This window comes from Leclercia sp. Marseille-Q4284 (genome assembly GCF_916618945.1).
Classification (GTDB): domain Bacteria; phylum Pseudomonadota; class Gammaproteobacteria; order Enterobacterales; family Enterobacteriaceae; genus Enterobacter; species Enterobacter tamurae.
Genome location: NZ_CAKAKG010000001.1, coordinates 2,767,473 through 2,788,279 on the forward strand (window position 1 = coordinate 2,767,473; position 20,807 = coordinate 2,788,279).

Here is a 20,807-nt window from a genome sequence, read left to right on the forward strand (position 1 = left end):
TCCCACAGGGAGAGGGAGAAAACCTCACTCATCCCAGATACTCAATCACCGACAACCCGCCGTTGTAATCCGTGCTGTAGATAATCCCTTCTGCATCAACAAACACATCGCACGACTGGATCACCTGCGGACGACCAGGCCGGGTATCCATCATCGTCGCCGGTGCCGCCGGGACCAGCGCCCCGGTTTCCACCGGACGATACGGATCGGAAATGTCATATGCCCGCACGCCCGCATTCTGGTACGTGGCAAAAATCAGCGTTGAGCTGACAAAGCTGCCGGGACGATTTTCATGCAGGTTGTGCGGCCCGAAGTGCGCCCCTTTGGCCACGTAATCCCGCTCTTTTGGTTGCGGGAAGGTGGCGATACTGACCGGGTTCGACGGCTCGCGAATATCAAACAGCCAGATCAGCTTTTCGCCATCCTCCTGATTGTCGAGCACCGCTTCGTCCAGCACCACCAAAAGGTCGCGATCCGGCAGCGGTAGCGCGGTATGGGTGCCGCCGCCAAACGGCGGGCTCCAGTTGCGGTGGCTGATCAACTTCGGCTGGCTGCGATCCTTCACATCCAGCAGCGTCAGGCCGCCGTCACGCCAGCTGCCGTAGGCGGTATCCCCGGCGATAATGGCATGATGCAGGGCATAGCGCTTGCCCTCCGGCCAGGCCGGTTTTTCGCCTGCCGCCTGGTTCATCCCCGGCAGCCACCAGCGCCCGGCAACTTCCGGCTTGCGCGGATCCGCCAGATCGATGGTCAAAAAGATGTAATCGGTAAAGCCGTCGATCAGCGCCGAGACATAGGCCCAGCGCCCGCCCACATACCAGATGCGGTGAATACCGATACCACTCAGCGAGAGAAAACCGATCTCCCGCGGCTTATCGGGGGTGGAGATATCAAAAATGCGCAGCCCGGCGCTCCAGCCTCTGTCCTGCACATCGCTGACCGTCTCCCCCACCTGGCGGGTGTAGTAGACCTTTTCGTCAGCAAAGCGGGCATCGGCAAACAGATCCCGGGCGTTGATCACCAGCAGTAGATCGTCATGTGCCTGGAGATGTACATTCCAGGTACCGGGCGGCGCAGGCACATAGCCTGCGGCCTTTGGGTTCTTCGGGTCGCGCACGTCGACAATCGAAAAGCCCTGCGACACCATATGGCCGATATAGGCAAAGCCGCGATGGACCATCAGCTGCACGCCGTCCGGGCGACCGCCCTGATCGCTGTGGCCGATTAAGCGCATATTGCGGCTGTATTCGGGGGTGGGTAAGGCAGACACGCAACCTCCTGATGCCCGGTGGCGCTGCGCTTACCGGGCCTACGGACTGTAGGCCGGGTAAGGCGCAGCCGCCACCCGGCAATGTTATTTTGCCTTCGCTTCTAAAGTAGCGAACCACGGGGCGATAAAGTCTTCGGTCTGGCCCCAGCCCGGGATGATTTTCCCTAGCGACGCTACGTTCACCGCGCCCGGCTGGGCCGACAGCAGCGCCTGCGGAATAGCCGCCGCTTTAAAGTCATAGGTCGCTGGCGTCGCTTCCCCGGCAATCTTGTTGGCGATCAGACGCACGTTGGTGGCGCCAATCAGCTTCGGATCCACCGCCACGCTCACCACCCACGGGCTGCCCGCCTCGCGCATCAGCTGCAGATCCTGATTGGAGATGTCGATGCTGTAGAGTTTAATCTCGGTACGACCGTTCTCTTTCAACGCTTTATACGCGCCCTGGCTGAAGGCATCCCAGGTGCCCCAGATGGCGTCGATCTTGCCTTTCGGGTATTTCGCCAGCACCGCGCCCACTTTGTTGGCGGTGTCACCCTGCACGTCGGACGACACTGCGCCGATGGACTCCAGCTCTTTGATGCCCGGGTTCTGCTTCAGCAGTTCCTGATAGGCGGTCTGACGACGCTCCATCGGCGGGAAGCCGGCCACCCACAGTTTGATGATGTTGGCCTGGCCGTTGAAATCTTTCACCAGCTGGCCGAAGGAGAGGTTGGTCAGGGAGGCATCATCCTGCTGGGTCACGGTCACGCCCGGGATCTCCCCGTTTACCGCGGTATCGAATACCGCCACCTTGATCCCGGCATCAACCGCCTTTTTCACCAGCGCGGTGGAGTACGGATCGCGCCCCTGGGAGAGGATAATCCCGTCATATTTCTGGGTGATCGCCTGGTTAACGAAGTCCTGGAATTTAGCGTCGTCGCCGTTGCTTAAAAAGGTGCTGACCTTAAAGCCGAGCTTTTTCCCTTCCTGGATGGCACCGGCCACAAACTGGGTGGTGTTGTCGTCAGAGCCGAGGTTACGGATCACCGCGATGCGGATCTGCCCGTCGTGGTTGGCGATGGCTGCCGGCACCGGCGCAGGGGTCGCCGCATAGCCCGGCAGTGAACTCAGTAATCCCAGGGTCAGCAAAGAGAGTGCAATTTTTTTCATTTTTATTCCCGTCGTGTTGTTAACGTTTTTGTACGTAGGTGATGGCCAGCGCAATCGCCAGCACCAGCCCTTTTATAATGTCCATGGCGTAATACGGCACCGAGAGCATCACCAGCCCGTTGGAGAGCACCCCGAGGATCACCGCCCCCACCAGGGTGCCCAGCGCGTTTGGTTTGCCGGAACCGGCGAGCGAAAAGCCGATCCACGCCGCCGCCACCGCATCCATCAGATAGCCACCGCCCGCATTCACCTGGGAGGAGCCAATGCGCGAGGCCAGCAGAATGCCGCCGAGGCCCGCCAGCAGCGAGGCAATAACGTAGGCCGCCACCTTATAGCGGGTGGTGCGAATTCCGGACAGCCGCGCCGCTTCCGGGTTGCCGCCAATGGCGTACATGCGGCGTCCGTGAGTGGTCAACGACAGCCCCAGCTGCGCCAGCAGGGTCACCGCCAGCATGATAATGACGATGGTCGGCACCTGCCCCAGCGCGCCAAACGCCGCCGGGATAGTCCCTTCCGCCATATCACCGCTCGGCAGGACCATGTTTTCGGTGATCGACCCGCCGTAGCTGTAGGTCATCGCCACGCCCTGGATCACAAACAGGCTGGCCAGCGTCGCGAGCATGTCGGGAATGCGCAGGATGACGATTAAAAAGGCGTTAAACAGCCCCACCAGGGTACAGAGCGCGAGGGTGATCAGAATGGATTCGGTAGTGCCGAAGCCGTGCCAGACAAACAGCGAGATCACCAGCGCATTGGCCAGCGAGGCGGTGGACCCCACCGACAGGTCAAACCCGCCTATGGTCAGCGAGATGGAGACGCCGATGGCAATCACCGTCACGATGGCGATGGAGCGCAGAATGTTGATGATGTTGTTCGGATCGAGGAAATTCTCTGACGCCACGCCGAAAATGGCCACCAGCGCGACCACCGTCAGCAACATGCCCCATTTGTAGAGAAAATCGAAAATTTGCTGACGGCCAGACGCCGCCGCCGTCACTGAAAGGGCCTTGCTCACGACGCCGTTCCTCCGGTTGAATAATAAAGTAATGTCTCTTCGCGGGCGGTTGCCCCTTCGAGTTCCGCCACGATGCGCCCGTCCCACAGCACGCAGATGCGGTCGCACAGGCCCACCAGCTCGGCGAATTCCCCCGAGGCATAAATCACCCCTTTGCCTTCCCGCGCCAGGCCGTCAATCAGCTGGAACAGATCGGTTTTGGCCTTCACGTCCACCCCTTTAGTGGGCTCGTCGAAGATCAGCACCTGGGCGTTGCCGCGCAGCCATTTGCCGATCGCCACCTTCTGCTGGTTGCCGCCCGACAGACGGCGCAGCACCTGCCCCGGCCCGCGGGTGCGCACGCCCACCCGGGCGATCACCTCTTCCGCCCAGCGCCACGCCTGGCGATGACCAAACAGGCTCCAGCGCGAGAAGCTGTTATCCGCTGACACCGCCAGGTTCATGCTCACCGGCTCATCGATAAAAATACCCTCTTTGCGTCGCTCTTCGGGCACCAGCGCCAGCCCGCGCAGGACGGAGTCCGCCGGGTCGCGCGGTTTCCACGCTTTTTGATTCAGTTCACCGCGCGCCACGCGGCTTTTGCTGGCGCCAAACAGCGCCTTGCAGAGCTCGGTTTTTCCGGCGCCCGCCAGCCCGGCAATGCCGAGAATTTCGCCCTTGCGCAGGTGCAGGGAGATATCCTTCAGCAGCCCTTCGTCATGTAATCCTTCCACGCGCAGCAAGGTTTCGCCGCTGTGTGGAGGTCGCGCAGGCGGGTAGATATCACTCAGCTGATGGCCCAGCATCTTCTCGACGATCGCTTCTCCGCTGAGATCCGCCATCGGGCCGGACTCAATCAGCTTCCCGTCCCGCAGCACCGTTAAGGTGTCGCAGATGGCCTTCAGCTCGTGAATGCGGTGAGAGATAAACACCACCCCGATCCCCTGCTGCTGCAGGCGTCGCACCACGGCGAACAGCCGCTCGCTCTCGTGGGCGTCCAGCGGGGCGGTGGGTTCATCCAGAATTAAAAAGCGGCAATGATGGGACAGCGCCCGGGCCAGCAAAATTTGCTGCTTTTCCGCCAGGGTGCAGCCGTCGATGGAACGCCGCACGTCAAGGGTGACGTCCAGCTGCGCCAGCGCCTGTCGGGCCTGCTCGCGCAGTTTCCCCCAGTGGAAGCGGTGTCCCGGCTGCGCCAGATGATCGAGCATGATGTTTTCCGCAATGCTCAGGCCGGGGATCAGCGCCACGTCCACCTCCTGCTGCACCAGATGGATACCCAGCTGTTTAGCATCCACCGGCTCGCGAAGGGTGACGAGCTGGTTATTGATGCTGATTTCGCCTTCATAGCGCGCGTGCGTACCGCACAGGACCGCCATCAGGGTGGATTTCCCGGCGCCGTTCGCGCCCGTTAGCGCGTGTACCGATCCGCCCGTCAGGGTGAAATCGACGCGCGACAACGCCTGAAAGCCAGAAAAAGCCAGGCTGATGCCGCGCATCTCGAGCCGACTGGTTGACATTCGCTGCGATCCCTTATCATTAATCTTTTGATTTATGGAATTTTTCACAGCCGGGACTGGCTGGCAACGAAGGAAAAAGCATAAGATAAAGCAAAATAGTATTAGCCATCTGGATGTCTAGCCATAACATCGGGTTAGCGCTTCATAAAAAGGACACCATCATGAGCAACACCGATATCCGCGTCGTACCTGGCCCGGCCAACTACTACTCTCACCGCGGAGCCCTTGCCCGCCTGGACGCCTTTTTCACCCCGGAACAGCTCTCCCGGGCGGTATGGATCTACGGTGAACGCGCCCTTGCCGGGGCGAAACCCTTCCTGCCGGAGAGCTTCCATACCGAGGGAGCCAGACATCTGCTGTTTAAAGGCCACTGCAGCGAGCACGATGTGAATCAACTGGTGCAGGAGGCGGGCGATAACCGCAGCGTGGTGATTGGCCTCGGCGGCGGCGCGCTGCTGGATACCGTCAAAGCGGTGGCCCGTCGTCTGGGCCTGCCGGTGGTTGCCATTCCCACCATCGCCGCCACCTGCGCCGCCTGGACCCCGCTATCGGTGTGGTACAACGATGCCGGTCAGGCGCTGCACTTCGAGATTTTTGACGACGCTAACTACCTGGTGCTGGTCGAGCCGGAGATTATCCTCAATGCCCCTGCGGAGTACCTGCTGGCGGGGATCGGCGATACCCTGGCGAAATGGTATGAAGCGGTGGTGCTGGCCCCGCAGCCCGAGCTGCTGCCGCTGACGGTCAGGCTCGGCATTAACGGCGCGCTGGCGATCCGCGACGTGCTGCTGGAACAGAGCGAGCAGGCGCTGGCGGACCAGACCCGCCGCGAGGTCACCCGGGAGTTTCATGACGTGGTGGACGCTATTATCGCCGGCGGCGGCATGGTGGGCGGGCTGGGAGAACGCTACACCCGCGTGGCGGCGGCGCATGCGGTGCATAACGGCCTGACGGTGCTACCGCAGACTGCGCAGTTCCTCCACGGCACCAAAGTGGCGTACGGCATTCTGGTGCAGAGCGCCCTGCTGGGCCAGGACGAGGTGCTGCGCGAGCTGATTGCGGCGTACCAGCGCTTTAACCTGCCGACCACCCTGCGCGCGCTGGAGGTGGACATCCACAACCGCGACGAGCTGGATCGGGTGATCGCCCATACCCTGCGCCCGGTGGAGTCGATCCACGCCCTGCCGATTGCCCTGACGCCAGCGATCCTGCGCGCCGCGTTTGAGAAAGTGGAAAACCTCAGCCACCCGGCGCATTGACGCCGGACACGCGCCTTCTATACCTAATGAGGGTTCTCATCACTCTTGAGTTGAGGTCATCATGCAGATCGATTTAACAGGTAAGAAGGCGCTGGTTACCGGTGCCAGTCGGGGTTTAGGTCGCGCCATTGCGCTCTCGCTGGCGAAGGCGGGTGCCGATGTGGTTATCACCTACGAGAAATCCGCCGATAAAGCCCAGGCCGTTGCCGATGAAATTACGGCGCTGGGGCGTCTCAGCGAGGCGATTCAGGCTGACAGCGCCAGCGCAGAGGCCATTCAGGATGCCGTCACCCATGCGGCGCGTACCCTGGGTGGGCTGGATATTCTGGTGAATAACGCCGGGATTGCGCGCGGCGGCCCGCTGGAGTCCATGACCCTGGCGGATATTGATGCCCTGATTAACGTCAATATTCGCGGCGTGGTGATCGCTATCCAGGCCGCGCTGGGGCATATGTCCGACGGCGGACGCATTATTAATATCGGCAGCTGTCTGGCCAACCGCGTCGCCCAGCCGGGTATCGCGGTCTATTCGATGACCAAATCGGCGCTCAACTCCCTGACCCGCGGCCTGGCGCGCGACCTTGGCCCGCGCGGTATTACCGTCAATCTGGTCCACCCCGGCCCTACCAACAGTGATATGAACCCGGAAGATGGTGAGCAGGCCGCATCCCAGCGTCAGCTTATTGCCACCGGGCATTACGGTCAGCCAGAGGATATCGCCGCCGCGGTCACCTTCCTCGCCAGCCCCGCCGCCGGGCAGATCTCCGGCACCGGGCTGGACGTGGATGGCGGCCTGAACGCCTGACGCCTGCTCGCAAAGGTTATGCATGCCTCTGTCGCCCGACAGAGGTATTTTCGACCCGCCTCGACGATCCACCTTTTGCCGCTTTCTCCGCGCCAGACCCCGACCTACAGTACCTCATAAGACATTCGGAATTTATCTAATAGTCTTATTATTTCCTTATATTTTGTGTGGGCGTACAGTGGAGGTACGGATGAAGATTGTGTGGTCAAATGCGGCAAAAAAAGCACTTTCCAGAATTGATAGTCGTTATCAAAAACGCATTGAGGCGAAATTAGCTGAGCTGAACGACCGCTCCGCCCCACCGCCTGATATTAAAAAAATGACCTTTCCAGACGATCACTATCGTTTGCGGGTAGGTGAATACCGAATCATTTTTACTGTCGGTGAGGAAACGCGAAATGACTGTTACGTTTTATCTGTGAAGCGCAGGACAACAACAACTTATCTACATGAGGAACATGTAAATTATGACAGTCCAGTTCATAAAGGATGATGAAGGAAAAACGCAGTTTGTCGTAATCCCCTACGATGAATACTTTCGTATGTGTTTGCAGTTATCGGAAATCGACGACGAAACAGATGACGATCTGGAAGATATCGAGATCGAGCACAATATCTACGATGACGTTGAATTACCCGGTGAGGTGTGCAGCATCATGACCTGGCAGGAGGTCAGCCTGCAGGCCGCCTGGCGCATCCTGCGCGGCTTATCGCAACAGGAGGTGGCCGACAAACTGGGCATCAGCCAGTCCGCCGTGTCACAGCTGGAAGCCGTCGACTCTCGTCCGCAAAAACGCACCCGTGAAAAACTGGCGGCTATTTACGGCTGTAAGCAAGAGCAGATCAGCCTGTACTTGCCGAAAGAGGGTTAACAGCACTTCGCTCCGCCTTTGGCGCCGTAACGGGCATCCTGGCGATCGCGGAAAAACGCTTCATAGGTCATTGGCGTCTGGTCAGGATGGTTGATGCGCATATGCTCAACGTAGTTGTCGTAGTCCGGCACGCCGATCATCATTTTTGCGGCCTGGCCTAAGTACTTACCTGCTTTGGATAGGGTGTCGAACATGATGTTTCTTCTCTGTTTGTATCCCCTCACCCCGCCCTCTCCCAAAGGGAGAGGAGGATAAGGCTCGTAGGCCGGGTAAGCGCAAGCGCCACCCGGCATTGTCTTTAATGGGCACTTTTCGCCTGGGTCACAATCTCTTCATAGTTGGCAGGCATCGGCTCATACGGTGTCTCTTTCGCCGTTGGCTTGTCCTGCTTCAGGGCGGCCAGCGCGGTCTTCAGAGAATACAGCGCCAGTACCACAACCACCACCATAAAGAAGATGGTCAGCCCGGCATCCAGACGGTTGTTAAACACCAGCTGTGACAGCTGCGACTCGGTGTACTGCGCCGGAATCTTGCCGCTGTCGATCATCCCCTGGAACTTATTGGCGATAGCAAGGAAGCCGACTTTCGCATCCGGGCTGAAGGCTTTCTGCCAGCCGGCGGTCAGGGTACAGATCAGCAGCCAGGCCGTTGGCACCAGGGCCACCCAGGCATAACGCTGACGTTTCATCTTGAACAGCACCACCGCGCAGAGCATCAGCGCCATACCGGCCAGCATCTGGTTAGCAATACCGAACAGCGGCCACAGGGTGTTGATGCCGCCCAGCGGATCGACCACCCCCTGATGCAGGAAGTAGCCCCACGCCAGTACGCAGAGTGCCGTCGCCAGCAGGTTGGCCGGCAGCGATTCGGTGCGTTTCAGCCCAGGAGAGATGACCCCCAGCAGATCCTGCAGCATAAAGCGTGCCGCACGGGTTCCCGCATCCACCGCCGTCAGGATAAACAGCGCTTCGAACAGGATCGCAAAGTGATACCAGAACGACACATCCATCAGGCCGCCCAGCGCGCCGTGCAGAATGTACGCCATCCCTACCGCCAGGGTCGGCGCCCCGCCCGCACGGGAGATAATCGACTGCTCACCCACCTCATTGGCGATATGAGTCAGGGTTTCCGGGGTAATAGCAAAGCCCCAGCCGCTCACCACCTGGGCCGCCGAGGCCACCACGTCCGCCGTACCGGCTGGAGCCAGCACTGCAATCGGGCTGTTCATCGCAAAGTAGACGCCCGGATCGATAATGCATGCCGAAACCAGGGCCATAATGGCGACGAAGGACTCCATCAGCATGCCGCCGTAGCCGATAAAGCAGGCCTGGCTTTCATTGGCCAGCATCTTCGGCGTGGTGCCGGAGGCGATCAGGGCATGGAAGCCAGAGACCGCACCACAGGCGATGGTGATAAACAGGAACGGGAACATGTTGCCGGACCAGACCGGGCCGGTGCCGTCAATAAACTTGGTCACCGCAGGCATGGTCAGGGTCGGACGCATAATCAGAATGCCGATCGCCAGGCCGACGATGGTGCCGATTTTCAGGAAGGTGGAGAGGTAATCGCGCGGAGCCAGCAGCAGCCACACCGGCAGCACCGCCGCCACAAAGCCATAGCCCACCAGCATCCAGGTCAGCTGGACGCCGGTATAGTCAAAGTACGGGGCCCAGGTTGGGCTCTCGGCCACCCAGCCACCGGAGATAATGGCGAAAATCAGGAAGAACAGACCAATCACCGACACTTCGCCAATGCGCCCCGGGCGCAGATAGCGAATGTAGATCCCCATGAAGATCGCCAGTGGAATAGTAAAGGCGACGGTGTAGGTTCCCCACGGGCTGTGGGTCAGGGCTTTCACCACGATCATCGCCAGCACGGCGAGGATAATCACCATGATCATAAAGCAGGCCACCAGGGCAATCACCCCGGCGGTAGGGCCCATCTCCTCTTTCACCAGCTCGCCGAGCGAGCGCCCGTCGCGGCGGGTGGAGACGAACAGCACCATAAAGTCCTGCACCGCACCGGCCAGCACCACCCCGGCGAGGATCCAGATCATCCCCGGGAGATAGCCCATCTGTGCGGCAAGCACCGGCCCGACCAGCGGCCCGGCCCCGGCAATCGCGGCAAAGTGGTGACCAAACAGCACCTTTTTGTCGGTCGGCACATAGTCCAGACCGTCGTTATGCCGCACCGCAGGTGTCATGCGCGTCGGGTCGACAGAAAGCACGTTACGGGCGATAAACTTACCGTAAAAACGGTAGGCAATCAGATAGATACAGACCGCTGCGACGACTATCCACAGCGCATTGATCTGTTCACCGCGGTTGAGGGCGATATAGCCCAGCGCAAAGGCCCCCACCACGGAGAGCCCTGCCCAGATGAGGTATTTCCCTGAGTTGTTCATGATATGGTTTCCATCATCGCAGAAGTGAGATGTTACATTTTGTATCTATAACACTCGCTTAAGATTTAACAACTCAACTACACGTAAAAACAGACATCCAACCAGTCATTTACATAACATTGTTAAGCCGATCACTTTCACCCAGGATGAGGTTGTTAACTCGGTGCACGAAATGCCCGGTGGCGCTTCGCTTACCGGGCCTACAACAGCCACGAACCGTAGGCCGGGTAAGCGTCAGCGCCACCCGGCAACAGCGCACAACCTACCCCAACTACCCCAACACCATGGTACTCAACCTACAGGTACAGCAACGCCGCCCTTGCTCGTCATACACCACAATCTCCCAGCTCTGGCTGGTGCGCCCGAGGTGAAGCGGCTGACATACTCCGCGCACGATCCCCTGCGACACCGCCCGGTGATGGGTGGCGTTCAGCTCGGTCCCCACCACGCTCTGTCCGTCGCGGGTCATCAGAAAACCGGCCATCGACCCCAGGGTCTCCGCCAGTGCCGCCGAGGCGCCGCCGTGCAATAAACCAAACGGCTGATGGGTGCGGGTATCCACCGGCATCTCGGCTTCAAGGGTGTCGTCGCCGATGCGGGTATAGAGGATCCCCAGATGCGCCACCATGGTGTTAAGGCTGGTGGCGTTCAGCTCCTCCAGGGATAAATGTCGTCTCCAGATCATCTAGGCCCCCAGGGTGGAGCCGCCATCCACCACAATATCCTGCAGAGTGATATGGCTGGCGAGATCGGAGGCGAGGAACAGCACGGTACTGGCAATCTCCTGCGGACGGGCGATTTTGCCCAGCGGAATGCCGAGCTTGAACTGCTCGCCAAAGCCGCGAATACGCTGCTGTTCTGCGTCGTCGCTCACCCACAGGGTGCGCTGCATGTCGGTATCGGTAGAGCCCGGCGACACCAGATTACAGCGCACGCCGCTGCCCGCCAGCTCGAGGCCGACGGTCAGGGCCAGGCTTTTCAGCGCCGCTTTCGAGGCCCCGTAGGCGCTCATACCGATGCGCGGAGTGTGCGCCGCGTCGGAGGCGACGGTGACAATCGCCCCGCCCTGCTGATGACGGAACTGGCCCATTGTCTGCTGGAACAGGTTGAATGCCCCGCCGACGTTAACCGCAAAGGTCTGCTGCCAGTCCTCCTGCGAGAGCTGGTCAGTCGCCCCCATCCGCAGGATCCCGGCTCCATTCACCAGCACATCCAGACGTTCAACCGTCGCCAGTAAACGTCCGCAGACATCGTTCACCTGAACAGCGTCCGCCACGTTCAGCACTTCGGTGGCAAAGGGATAATTTGCCTGCGGGAAGGCGACGTCAAAGCCCGTCACCTGCGCGCCCGCCTCAGCGAACGCCAGCGCGGTGGCGTAACCGATGCCTTTCCCGGCTCCGGTCACCCAGACGGTTTTCCCGGTGAAATCGAACGTAGCCATTACTTCACCTCGCGGGAGAGCAGCGCCCACCAGGCGTCCAGAGTCGGGTTTTTCGCCAGCATCACGAAGTCGATATCGCCATGCACTTTGCGCCAGCGCGCCGCCAGGGCCATCATCCGCACCGAATCCAGACCGTAGTCGATCAGGTTTTCGTCATCCATCGGCTCGTCGGACTCATCCAGCAAAGGCAGGATCAGCTCGCGCAGCGCCGCTTTCGAAACCGGAATGGACGGCAGCAGTTCGTCGGTGGTCACCACGCGCCCGGACCGACCGGCCACATAGTTGAGCGACATCAGATGCTCGTCACGGGTGAAATCTGCCAGCGCATCGGCGACGAAGAACGGCTGAATGTCGCGCATAAAGGCGTCGGTGGCGGTGGTCATGCAGCCGATGTGAGCGTACACGCCGGTGATAATCAGCTGGTCGCGGCCGCTTTCTTTCAGCATCTGCTCCAGCGGCGAGCGGTGGAAGGCGCTGTAGCGCCACTTCACCAGCACGGTGTCGGCTTCATCCGGGGTGAGCTCCGCAACAATGCGCTGCTGCTCCGGGGAGCGGGTCAGGCCCGGCCCCCACATGTCGTTCAGCAGGGCACGGTCTTCATCGCTCTGCTCTTTCGGCTGGGCGGTGTAGTAGACCGGGATATTGTGCTGTTTGCAGTAGTCGCGCAGGCGGGCGATGTTCGCCACCACCTGAGCCATCATCGGGCAGTTATCGCCCCAGAAATTGAGGAAATACTCCTGCATATCGTGGATCAGCAGCGCGGCGCGCGCGGGCTCCATCGTCCAGCTCACTTTGTTGGTCGGCAGATCTGCCGCGCCTGGCAGCGCGTAACCGGTTAATTTTGGAATTGCCATCTTCTGCTCCTCAGCCCTGCGCCCGTTCGGCCAGCCACAGGCGTAATTGTTTTTTATCGACTTTGCCTACCGGCGTCAGGGGCAGTGCCTCCAGGCACTCCACGCGATCCGGCAGTTTGAATTCAGCCACGCCCTGCTCGCGCAGGAAGCGGCGCACTTCGACCGCGCGCAGGGGCTGTTTCACCACCAGATACGCGCAGCTCTTCTCGCCCAGCAGGCTGTCCTCCATGCTGACCAGCGCGGCGTGGATCACCGCTTCGTGGCGCAGGAGCAGGTTCTCCACCTCTTCGGCGGCAATTTTTTCCCCGCCGCGGTTGATCTGATCTTTCTCGCGCCCCTGCACGGTGATGTAGCCCTGCTCGTCAATGGCGATCAGATCCCCGGAGCAGTAAAAGCCGTTGGCATCAAAGGCGCTGGCGTTGTGTTCCGGGCTCTTGTAGTAGCCGCGGAAGGTGTAAGGCCCGCGGGTCATCAGACGCCCCACCTCGCCGCGCGGGAGCGGATTGCCGTTCTCGTCGGCTACCCACACTTCGTCATCCGCGCACATTGGGCGGCCCTGGGTATTCATGATGCGTTCCGGGGCATCGTCCAGCGCGGTGTAGTTCACCAGCCCTTCGGCCATGCCAAACACCTGCTGGAGCTGGCAGCCGATCTCCGCCGGAATACGGGCCGCCAGGGTGGCAGAGAGTCGCGCCCCGCCCACCTGCAGCAGCTGCAGCGAGGCCAGTTGACCATTGCCTGCCCCTTCCGCGATAGCCTGTAGCCACAGGCTGACCGCAGGCGGCACCAGCGAGGTGACGGTAATCTGATGCTGTTCGATTAGCGGGAAGCAGAGCGTGGCGCTCGGATCGTGGGCCAGCACCACGCAGCCCCCGGCCATAAAGATCCCCAGCGAGCCGGGGGAACTCATCGCGAAGTTATGCGCCGCCGGAAGAGCGTTCAGGTAGCGGGTTTGCGCACTAATACCGCAGATCTCGTTACTGCGACGAATGCTGTAGTAATAGTCGTTATGCGTGCGCGGGATCAGCTTCGGCGTGCCGGTGCTGCCGCCGGAGAGCTGGAAGAACGCCACCTCATCCGCCGGGGTCGGGCTGGGGATAAAGTTCTCTGCCGGACGGGCAATCTCTGCCTCCAGCCCTTCGCCGCGCAGCAATACCACCCGCACGGAGCGGTGCTGATTGACAAAGGTATTGATGAAGTCGTCGCCAGCAAACAGCCCATGGGCGCGGTCGGCAATCAACAGCGTGGGTTCAATCTGGCTGGCGTAGGCGTTCAGCTCGCTGCGCTGATGGCTAAAGAGGGCATTGACCGGGGCCACGCCCACCTGCAACAGCGCGAAAAAGGTGATGTAGAACTCGGCGACGTTGCCCAACTGCACCAGGGCGGTTTCACCCCGCTGGACTCCCTGCGCCTGCAGGGCTGCCGCGAGATTATTGACGGACTGCTGGAACTGGCGATACGTGAAGCGACGCTCGCCGTCGATAATCGCCAGCGCATCGCTGTCGGCGTGGCGGGTCAGAATCTCTGTCAGGGGCAGATCCTGCCAGTAGCCTTTCTCACGGTAGCGGCGGGCGAAGTCGTCGGGCCAGCGGGTAAAGGGAATAGTCATGGTGGATCCTTAGTGCAGGCCGAAAACGTTGAGCATAGTGGTCAGTTTGACGCCGGTCTCGCGCCACTCGGCCACCGGTGAGGAGGCAGGGACAATCCCGGCGCCGGCAAACAGGCGCACGCTGTTGGCGCGAAGGCGCGCGCAGCGGATGGTCACTACCCACTCGCCGTTGCCTTCGCTGTCGCACCAGCCGACGATGCCGCCGAACAGTTCGCGGTCGAACGGCTCCAGCTCGGCAATCAGTTCTTTGGCCGCCTGGTGCGGGAAGCCGCTCAGGGCCGGGGTCGGGTGCAGCAGGCAGGCCAGGGTCAGGGCGTTTTCATCTTCACGCGCGTCGCCTTCCACCGGGGTGGCGAGGTGCCACAGGGTCGGGGTGGTCACCAGCTGCGGAGAAGCAGGCATGGTCAGCTGATGGCTGCGCGGGGTCAGGACCGCTTTCATCGCCTGGGTGACCAGCTCGTGTTCGTGACGATCTTTTGCCGAGGCCAGCAGCTTGTTGCCCGCCTCGCGATCGAGCATGTCGTCCGGCTGACGCCGCGCGGAACCGGCCAGCGGCAGGGAGCTGAAATGCGCCCCCTCTTTGCGCAGCAACAGTTCGGGGCTGGCACCGAGCAGCACCCCGCCATCCTCCAGCGGGACGTGGAAGTTAAAGCTGGCCGGGTTCTGGGCAATCAGTTTTTCCAGCAGCGCGCCGCTGTCGAGATGCTGTTCAGTGGTGATATCGATCAGGCGCGACAGCACCACCTTATTGACGCGCGGGGTGGCGGTCAGGGCGGCGGCGCGGGCCACCATCTCTTCAAAGGCTAACTGGGCCGGGATCTCGGTGCGGGATGTGACCGTCAGCGGTGAGGTCCGGGTGGCATAGCGGGCAGACTGCTGGCGCGCCGGGCGGGCAAAGCTTTGCCACTCCTGCGGAATGAACAGCGACGACGGCTGGCGGGTATCAAAGGGGATCGCCCCCACCATCACCGGGTTAGCAATCCCGGCGGCTTTGGCGTCGGCAAAGGCCTGCGCCAGCTGCTGCTGAAACGCGCTGGCCGGATCGTCGCCGCCGACGGCTGGGGTGGAAAATCGGGCAAAACAGCCAGACGTGGTAAAGCTGCGATAAGGCGACATAAAGAAGAAGCTCTCTTTTTGCAGCGTGGTCGCGGTGTGCTGAACGTCCTCAGCCAGTGACGTATCCATATCATCCTCCTGAAATGATAAAAGCAGTAAGAATTATTATCATTTATATTTTCGCTGGCTAACCTAATCCCAGAGCGCGATGGTGTCAACCGTCGACGGCGCAACTTGTGCGACTATCGCTTGCATCCCGGCGGCTCATTTATGAAAATGAGAAGCATTAACCTCAACGAAAACAGGATGCCCCTTAGTGAAACTGCCCGCTGTTTGTCGTAACACCCTGCTTTTAACGGGACTTTTAATTTCAGGATTAACCTCAGCGCTGGCCGCCGACTGGCCGCGTCAGGTCACGGACAGTCACGGAACCCACACGCTGGACAGCAAACCGACGCGGATTGTCTCCACCAGCGTGACCCTCACCGGCTCGCTGCTGGCGATTGATGCCCCGGTGATTGCCAGCGGGGCGACCACGCCAAACAACCGGGTGGCGGACGATCAGGGCTTTTTACGCCAGTGGGGCGAGGTGGCTAAACAGCGCAAGCTCGCACGCCTGTACATCGGTGAGCCGAGTGCCGAAGCCGTTGCCGCCCAGATGCCGGATCTGATCCTGGTCAGCGCCACTGGCGGGGATTCTGCCGTGGCGCTGTACGATCAGCTGTCGGCCATCGCCCCGACGCTGGTGATTAACTACGACGACAAAAGCTGGCAGGCGCTGCTGACCCAACTGGGCACCCTTACCGGACAGGAGAAGCAGGCCGCGGCGCGGATTGCGGAGTTTGATACCCAGCTCACCCGGGTGAAACAGCAGCTGAAGCAGCCCCCGCAGCCGGTGAACGCCATTGTCTATACCGCCGCGGCCCATAGCGCCAACCTCTGGACCGCCGAGTCGGCACAGGGCAAGCTGCTGCAACAGCTGGGCTTCACGCTTGCCACCCCGCCAGCCGGGCTGAACGCCTCCCAGAGCCAGGGCAAGCGCCACGACATTGTGCAGTTAGGGGGTGAGAACCTGGCGACCGGCCTGAACGGCGAAGGGCTGTTCCTGTTTGCCGGGGATCAGAAGGATGTGAATGCGATCTACGCCAACCCGCTGCTGGCCCATCTGCCAGCGGTGCAAAACAAACGCGTCTGGGCGCTGGGTACCGAGACTTTCCGTCTGGATTACTTCAGCGCGATGCGGGTGTTAGGGCGTTTAGAGGAATTGTTTAAATAAAGGGCTCTGACCCCGTAGGCCCGGCAAGCGCAGCGCCGCCGGGCGCTTTTGCCGGATGGCGGCTACGCCTTACCCGGCCTACAAAACCCAACCATTATACTTCTTCAATAACTGTCGGCTCCTGCCGGAACCGGCGTAACTCCGCCAGGGCCACCAGCAGTATCGCCCCTACCATCGCCAGCACAAACCCGCTGCTGCTGGCCGAGGCCGCCGGGGTCATAATCACCCCCAGCCCGCCGAGAATGGCGGCGCCTATCGCATCACCCGTCACGTTCTGCGCCGTCCACAAACCGTTGATGCGGCCAAGCATCGCTTCCGGAGTCTGGGTCTGGATCAGGGTATATTGCAGCAGCGAACTGACCGCGCTCAGCCAGCCGAACAGCGCCAGACAGATCACGCCCAGCGCCCAGACCGGCATCAGGCTGAAGAAACCAATCGCAATAAACGAGGCCAGGGTCGCCACCAGCATAATCAGACCCGGACGGGCACTCTGCGCCAGGTTACCGCTGGTGAGCGCGCCAAAAGCCGCCCCCAGCGGGATCGCCGCATACAGCAGGCCAATCTGCGACACGCTCATCTGCCACTCCATCGCCAGTGCCGGATAGAGTACCCGCACCGCGCTGGCCATCGTCAGCAGGCCGCCCAGCAGGGCGATGCCGCCAATCAGCGGATTACTGAACAGAAAACGGATCGCCGCCATCAGCGATTTCAGCGGATGTTCACGCGGCTGCGGCGGTGGCGGCAGCAGCGGCAGACGCAGCAGGGTTAAGGTGGTGATAAAGGTCCCCGCCGCCGCCAGGCCATAGTTCCAGGCCACATTGCCGGTGCCGAGCAGCAGGCCGCCCACCATCGGCGAGATCACCGAGCCCAGACGCACGGTCAGCATGGTGATCGCCCCCGCCTGCATCAGGTTTTCACGCCCTACCAGCGCCGGTGTCGCTGCCAGCAGCGCCGTCACCCCTATTGATGCAAAAAAACCGTCCCACAGGCCCAGGGCATAGATGGCAATCAACGACGGCTCCGGCAGCATCGCATTCAGACATAACCCGACAAACCCCACTCCGCAGGTGCCGCGCGCCAGCAAAATCAGCTTCTTACGCTCGTAGCGATCCGCCAGCACCCCGCCGACCATCAACCCGATAAACATCGCCCCGCCGGTCAGGGTGACAGCCAGCCCCACCAGCCAGCTGGAGTGGGTCATCATCTGGATTTGCACCGGTACGGCCACGCCGAGCAGGCCAAGGGATAAAATCGAGATAAAACGGGCAATAAAAACAGCACGAAACGCCGGATGGGTCTTCAGCAGACTCAGATTGAGCAGCCAGGATTGTCGGGTCATTACAAAGCCTTAATGGTTTCTTTTGTACCAATTCCATGGCCGCACATGCTAACATAGCTAAATAAGATAGATAACGATAATTACTATCATTATCAAATCATGGACGTTGCTATGTCGTACTCCTCTTCCGCGTCACGCGCCCTTGCCGTGCCCGGTTTACTGCTGCTACTCACGTTTGCCATCGCCCTCAGCCTGTCGGTGGGTGCGAAACCGCTGCCGTTTTCCGTGGTGGTGGATGCCCTCACCGCCACCTGTCAAAGCGCCGACTGCACTATCGTGCGGGATGCCCGTCTGCCGCGCACCCTCGCCGGACTGCTGGCCGGTGCCGCCCTCGGTCTCGCCGGGGCGCTGATGCAAACCCTGACCCGCAATCCGCTCGCCGACCCGGGGATTCTCGGCGTTAACGCCGGAGCCAGCTTCGCCATCGTGCTGGGCGCGGCGCTGTTTGGTTTCTCCTCCCCCGGCGAACAGCTGGTGATGGCTCTGTGCGGGGCCTTTGCCGCCTCGCTGCTGGTGGCCTTTACCGGCAGCCAGGGCGGAGGCCAGCTCAGCCCGGTACGCCTGACCCTGGCGGGCGTGGCGCTGGGCGCGGTGCTGGATGGTCTCTCCAACGGCATTGCCCTGCTCAACCCGGACGTCTACGATCAGCTGCGCTTCTGGCAGGCGGGCTCGCTGGATATCCGCACCCTGCAAACCTTACAGGTGGTGAGCGTGCCGGTGCTGATCGCCGCCGCCGTGGCGCTGCTGTTAAGCCGGGCGCTCAACAGCCTGAGCCTCGGCAGCGACACCGCCACCGCCCTCGGCAGTCGCGTGGCGCGTACCCAGTTGCTCGGATTACTGACCATCACCGTTCTGTGCGGCAGCGCCACGGCGGTAGTGGGCCCGATTGCCTTTATCGGCCTGATGATGCCGCACATGGCACGCTGGCTGGTAGGCGCCGATCACCGCTGGTCCCTGCCAGTCACCCTGCTTGCCACCCCTGCCCTGCTGCTGTTTGCCGATATTATCGGGCGCCTGCTGGTGCCCGGCGAGCTGCGGGTATCGGTGGTCAGCGCCTTTATTGGCGCGCCGGTGCTGATTTTCCTGGTGCGCCGCAAGCGCGGAGGTGGACTGTGATGGCCCCGTCCCGTCGTTTAGTTATCAGCTGCCTGATGCTGATATTGGTCAGCCTCGGCGTGGCCCTGTTTAGCCTGCGCAGCGGGGCGGTGACGCTTGATTTCGCCCAGGTCTTTAATGCCCTCACCGGCAGCGCACCACGCAATATCACCATGGTGGTCACCGAGTGGCGCTTACCAAGGGTGATGATGGCCCTGCTGGTAGGCGCTGCTCTTGGGATCAGCGGCGCGATTTTCCAGTCGCTGATGCGCAACCCGCTGGGCAGTCCGGACGTGATGGGCTTTAACACCGGGGCCTGGAGCGGCGTGCTGGTGGCGATGGTGCTGTTTGGTCAACACCTGACGGCCATTACCCTGGCGGCCATGGCGGGCGGCATTCTCACCTCGCTGATCGTCTGGGGGCTGGCGTGGCGTGACGGGATCGAAACCTTCCGCCTGATCATCATTGGCATCGGCATGCGCGCCATGCTGATGGCCTTTAACACCTGGCTGCTGCTGCAGGCCTCGCTGGAGACCTCGCTCTCTGCCGGGCTGTGGTTTGCCGGGTCGCTTAACGGCCTGACGTGGGCCAAAACCCTGCCCGCCGCCCCGCTGATCCTGCTGATGTTTGTCTGCGCCTTGCTGCTGGTGAAAAGAATGCGTCTGCTGGAGATGGGCGACGACAGCGCCTGCGCGCTGGGAGTCAGCGTTGAGCGCTCGCGTCTGCTGCTGATGCTGGTCGCCGTCGTCTTAACCGCCGCGGCGACTGCCATTGCCGGGCCGATCTCCTTTATTGCGCTGGTGGCACCGCACATCGCCCGTCGCCTGAGCGGCACCGCCCGCTGGGGGTTAACCCAGTCGGCGCTGTGCGGATCGCTGCTGCTGCTGGCCGCCGATCTCTGCGCCCAGCAGCTGTTTATGCCGTATCAACTTCCGGTGGGGGTCGTGACCGTCAGTCTTGGCGGCATCTACCTCATCGTCTTGCTTGTTCAGGAGTCCCGCAAGAAATGAGTGCCAATCAAACCCGCTTGCGCGGCGAAAATCTGACCCTCGGTTACGGTAAAAAAATCGTGGCCGAGGATCTGCAGGTGGCGATCCCCGACGGCCACTTCACCGCCATTATCGGCCCTAACGGCTGCGGCAAGTCGACGCTGCTGCGCACCCTCAGCCGCCTGATGACCCCGCTGCACGGCAACGTGTTTCTGGATGGCGAACAGATCCAGCGCTACGCCAGCAAAGAGGTGGCACGCCGGGTCGGACTGCTGGCGCAAAATGCCACCACGCCGGGAGACATCACGGTGCAGGAGCTGGTGGCACGCGGGCGCTATCCGCACCAGCCGCTGTTCACCCGCTGGCGTAAAGAGGATGACGTGGCGGTCACGAAAGCGATGCAGGCCACCGGGATCACCGATCTGGCGGCGCAAAGCGTGGACACCCTCTCCGGCGGGCAGCGCCAGCGGGCGTGGATTGCGATGGTGCTGGCTCAGGAGACGTCGATTATGCTGCTGGATGAGCCGACCACCTGGCTGGACATCAGCCATCAGATCGATCTCCTGGAGCTGCTGAGCGACCTGAACCGCATCCAGGGCTTTACCCTGGCGGCGGTGCTGCACGACCTGAACCAGGCCTGTCGCTATGCCACCCATTTAATTGCCCTGCGCGAGGGTAAGATTGTGGCCGAGGGCGCGCCGAAAGAGATTGTCACCCCGGAATTGATCGAGCGGATCTACGGGATGCGCTGCATGATTATTGACGATCCGGTAGCGGGCACGCCGCTGGTGGTGCCGCTGGGGAAACGTGCGGTCTGAGCCCCTCACCCTAACCCTCTCCCCATAGGGGAGAGGGGATCGCACGGAGCCGTCTTT

20 protein-coding genes are annotated in these 20,807 nt (G+C 61.4%); 8 read left to right on the forward strand and 12 right to left on the reverse strand.

Features of this window, described 5'->3' with window-relative positions; all coding sequences use genetic code 11:
- Positions 1-28 precede the first annotated feature (28 nt).
- The 4 genes from LG383_RS13120 to LG383_RS13135 all read right to left on the reverse strand — a co-directional run bounded on the left by LG383_RS13120 (position 29) and on the right by LG383_RS13135 (position 4,933).
- Complete coding sequence (locus LG383_RS13120; protein WP_225759311.1) at positions 29-1,270, reverse strand: LVIVD repeat-containing protein; 1,242 nt, start codon at positions 1,268-1,270, stop codon at positions 29-31.
- 84 nt (positions 1,271-1,354) lie between these two features.
- On the reverse strand, positions 1,355-2,419 hold the full coding sequence (locus LG383_RS13125) for a sugar ABC transporter substrate-binding protein (protein WP_106992299.1): 1,065 nt from the start codon (positions 2,417-2,419) through the stop codon (positions 1,355-1,357).
- Positions 2,420-2,438: 19 nt separating this feature from the next.
- Positions 2,439-3,434, reverse strand: a complete 996-nt coding sequence (locus LG383_RS13130) for an ABC transporter permease (RefSeq protein ID WP_032616998.1) — start codon at positions 3,432-3,434, stop codon at positions 2,439-2,441.
- Entirely contained in the window at positions 3,431-4,933 is a 1,503-nt protein-coding gene (locus LG383_RS13135) for a sugar ABC transporter ATP-binding protein (protein WP_106992298.1), read from the reverse strand. The genes LG383_RS13130 and LG383_RS13135 overlap by 4 nt, the downstream gene beginning before the upstream one ends.
- Positions 4,934-5,094: 161 nt before the next feature.
- Between LG383_RS13135 and LG383_RS13140 the strand changes: the two genes are divergently transcribed.
- From LG383_RS13140 to LG383_RS13155, 4 genes are all read left to right on the forward strand, one after another.
- Complete coding sequence (locus tag LG383_RS13140; RefSeq protein WP_225759312.1) at positions 5,095-6,192, forward strand: oxidoreductase; 1,098 nt, start codon at positions 5,095-5,097, stop codon at positions 6,190-6,192.
- A gap of 61 nt (positions 6,193-6,253) precedes the next feature.
- Positions 6,254-6,997, forward strand: coding sequence for an SDR family NAD(P)-dependent oxidoreductase (locus LG383_RS13145; protein ID WP_225759313.1), 744 nt, complete (start codon positions 6,254-6,256; stop codon positions 6,995-6,997).
- A gap of 190 nt (positions 6,998-7,187) precedes the next feature.
- Positions 7,188-7,490: a type II toxin-antitoxin system RelE/ParE family toxin gene (locus LG383_RS13150; RefSeq protein ID WP_225759314.1), complete on the forward strand. Its 303-nt coding sequence runs from the start codon at positions 7,188-7,190 to the stop codon at positions 7,488-7,490.
- Entirely contained in the window at positions 7,465-7,869 is a 405-nt protein-coding gene (locus LG383_RS13155; RefSeq protein ID WP_106992294.1) for a helix-turn-helix domain-containing protein, read from the forward strand. Before LG383_RS13150 ends, LG383_RS13155 begins: the two co-directional genes overlap by 26 nt.
- Here LG383_RS13155 and LG383_RS13160 read toward each other — a convergent pair.
- The 7 genes from LG383_RS13160 to entC form a co-directional block, all read right to left on the reverse strand.
- Positions 7,866-8,063, reverse strand: coding sequence for a YbdD/YjiX family protein (locus tag LG383_RS13160; protein ID WP_106992801.1), 198 nt, complete (start codon positions 8,061-8,063; stop codon positions 7,866-7,868). The two genes, LG383_RS13155 and LG383_RS13160, sit on opposite strands and share 4 nt — an antisense overlap.
- Positions 8,064-8,167: 104 nt before the next feature.
- Positions 8,168-10,273 (reverse strand): pyruvate/proton symporter CstA, encoded by a 2,106-nt coding sequence (cstA, locus tag LG383_RS13165; RefSeq protein WP_225759315.1) that lies wholly within the window; start codon positions 10,271-10,273, stop codon positions 8,168-8,170.
- A gap of 271 nt (positions 10,274-10,544) precedes the next feature.
- A complete protein-coding gene (gene entH, locus LG383_RS13170) occupies positions 10,545-10,958 on the reverse strand; it encodes a proofreading thioesterase EntH (protein WP_166181828.1) in 414 nt (137 codons plus the stop codon).
- The gene (gene entA, locus LG383_RS13175) at positions 10,959-11,714 is read right to left on the reverse strand and encodes a 2,3-dihydro-2,3-dihydroxybenzoate dehydrogenase EntA (protein WP_225759316.1); all 756 of its coding nucleotides are present in this window, start codon (positions 11,712-11,714) and stop codon (positions 10,959-10,961) included.
- On the reverse strand, positions 11,714-12,568 hold the full coding sequence (locus tag LG383_RS13180) for an isochorismatase (protein WP_106992287.1): 855 nt from the start codon (positions 12,566-12,568) through the stop codon (positions 11,714-11,716). The genes entA and LG383_RS13180 overlap by 1 nt, the downstream gene beginning before the upstream one ends.
- Positions 12,569-12,578: 10 nt before the next feature.
- Positions 12,579-14,177, reverse strand: a complete 1,599-nt coding sequence (gene entE / locus LG383_RS13185) for a (2,3-dihydroxybenzoyl)adenylate synthase EntE (protein WP_225759317.1) — start codon at positions 14,175-14,177, stop codon at positions 12,579-12,581.
- Positions 14,178-14,186: 9 nt separating this feature from the next.
- On the reverse strand, positions 14,187-15,362 hold the full coding sequence (gene entC, locus LG383_RS13190; RefSeq protein WP_225759318.1) for an isochorismate synthase EntC: 1,176 nt from the start codon (positions 15,360-15,362) through the stop codon (positions 14,187-14,189).
- 187 nt (positions 15,363-15,549) lie between these two features.
- Here entC and fepB point away from each other — a divergent pair, with 187 nt between their 5' ends.
- Positions 15,550-16,509 (forward strand): Fe2+-enterobactin ABC transporter substrate-binding protein, encoded by a 960-nt coding sequence (gene fepB / locus LG383_RS13195; protein WP_225759319.1) that lies wholly within the window; start codon positions 15,550-15,552, stop codon positions 16,507-16,509.
- Between the two features lie 94 nt (positions 16,510-16,603).
- On the opposite strand, the gene entS is transcribed toward fepB, so the two are convergent.
- Positions 16,604-17,848 carry an enterobactin transporter EntS gene (gene entS / locus LG383_RS13200; RefSeq protein ID WP_225759320.1) on the reverse strand — a complete coding sequence of 415 codons (1,245 nt, stop codon included), beginning with the start codon at positions 17,846-17,848 and terminating at the stop codon, positions 16,604-16,606.
- 111 nt (positions 17,849-17,959) lie between these two features.
- On the opposite strand from entS, the gene fepD reads away from it, so the two are divergent.
- From fepD to fepC, 3 genes are read left to right on the forward strand one after another with little or no spacing between them, the layout of a single operon-like run.
- Positions 17,960-18,964, forward strand: a complete 1,005-nt coding sequence (fepD, locus tag LG383_RS13205; protein ID WP_225759321.1) for a Fe(3+)-siderophore ABC transporter permease — start codon at positions 17,960-17,962, stop codon at positions 18,962-18,964.
- Positions 18,964-19,953, forward strand: a complete 990-nt coding sequence (fepG, locus tag LG383_RS13210; RefSeq protein ID WP_225759322.1) for an iron-enterobactin ABC transporter permease — start codon at positions 18,964-18,966, stop codon at positions 19,951-19,953. The genes fepD and fepG overlap by 1 nt, the downstream gene beginning before the upstream one ends.
- Entirely contained in the window at positions 19,950-20,750 is an 801-nt protein-coding gene (gene fepC, locus LG383_RS13215) for an iron-enterobactin ABC transporter ATP-binding protein (protein ID WP_225759323.1), read from the forward strand. Before fepG ends, fepC begins: the two co-directional genes overlap by 4 nt.
- Positions 20,751-20,807 lie beyond the last annotated feature (57 nt).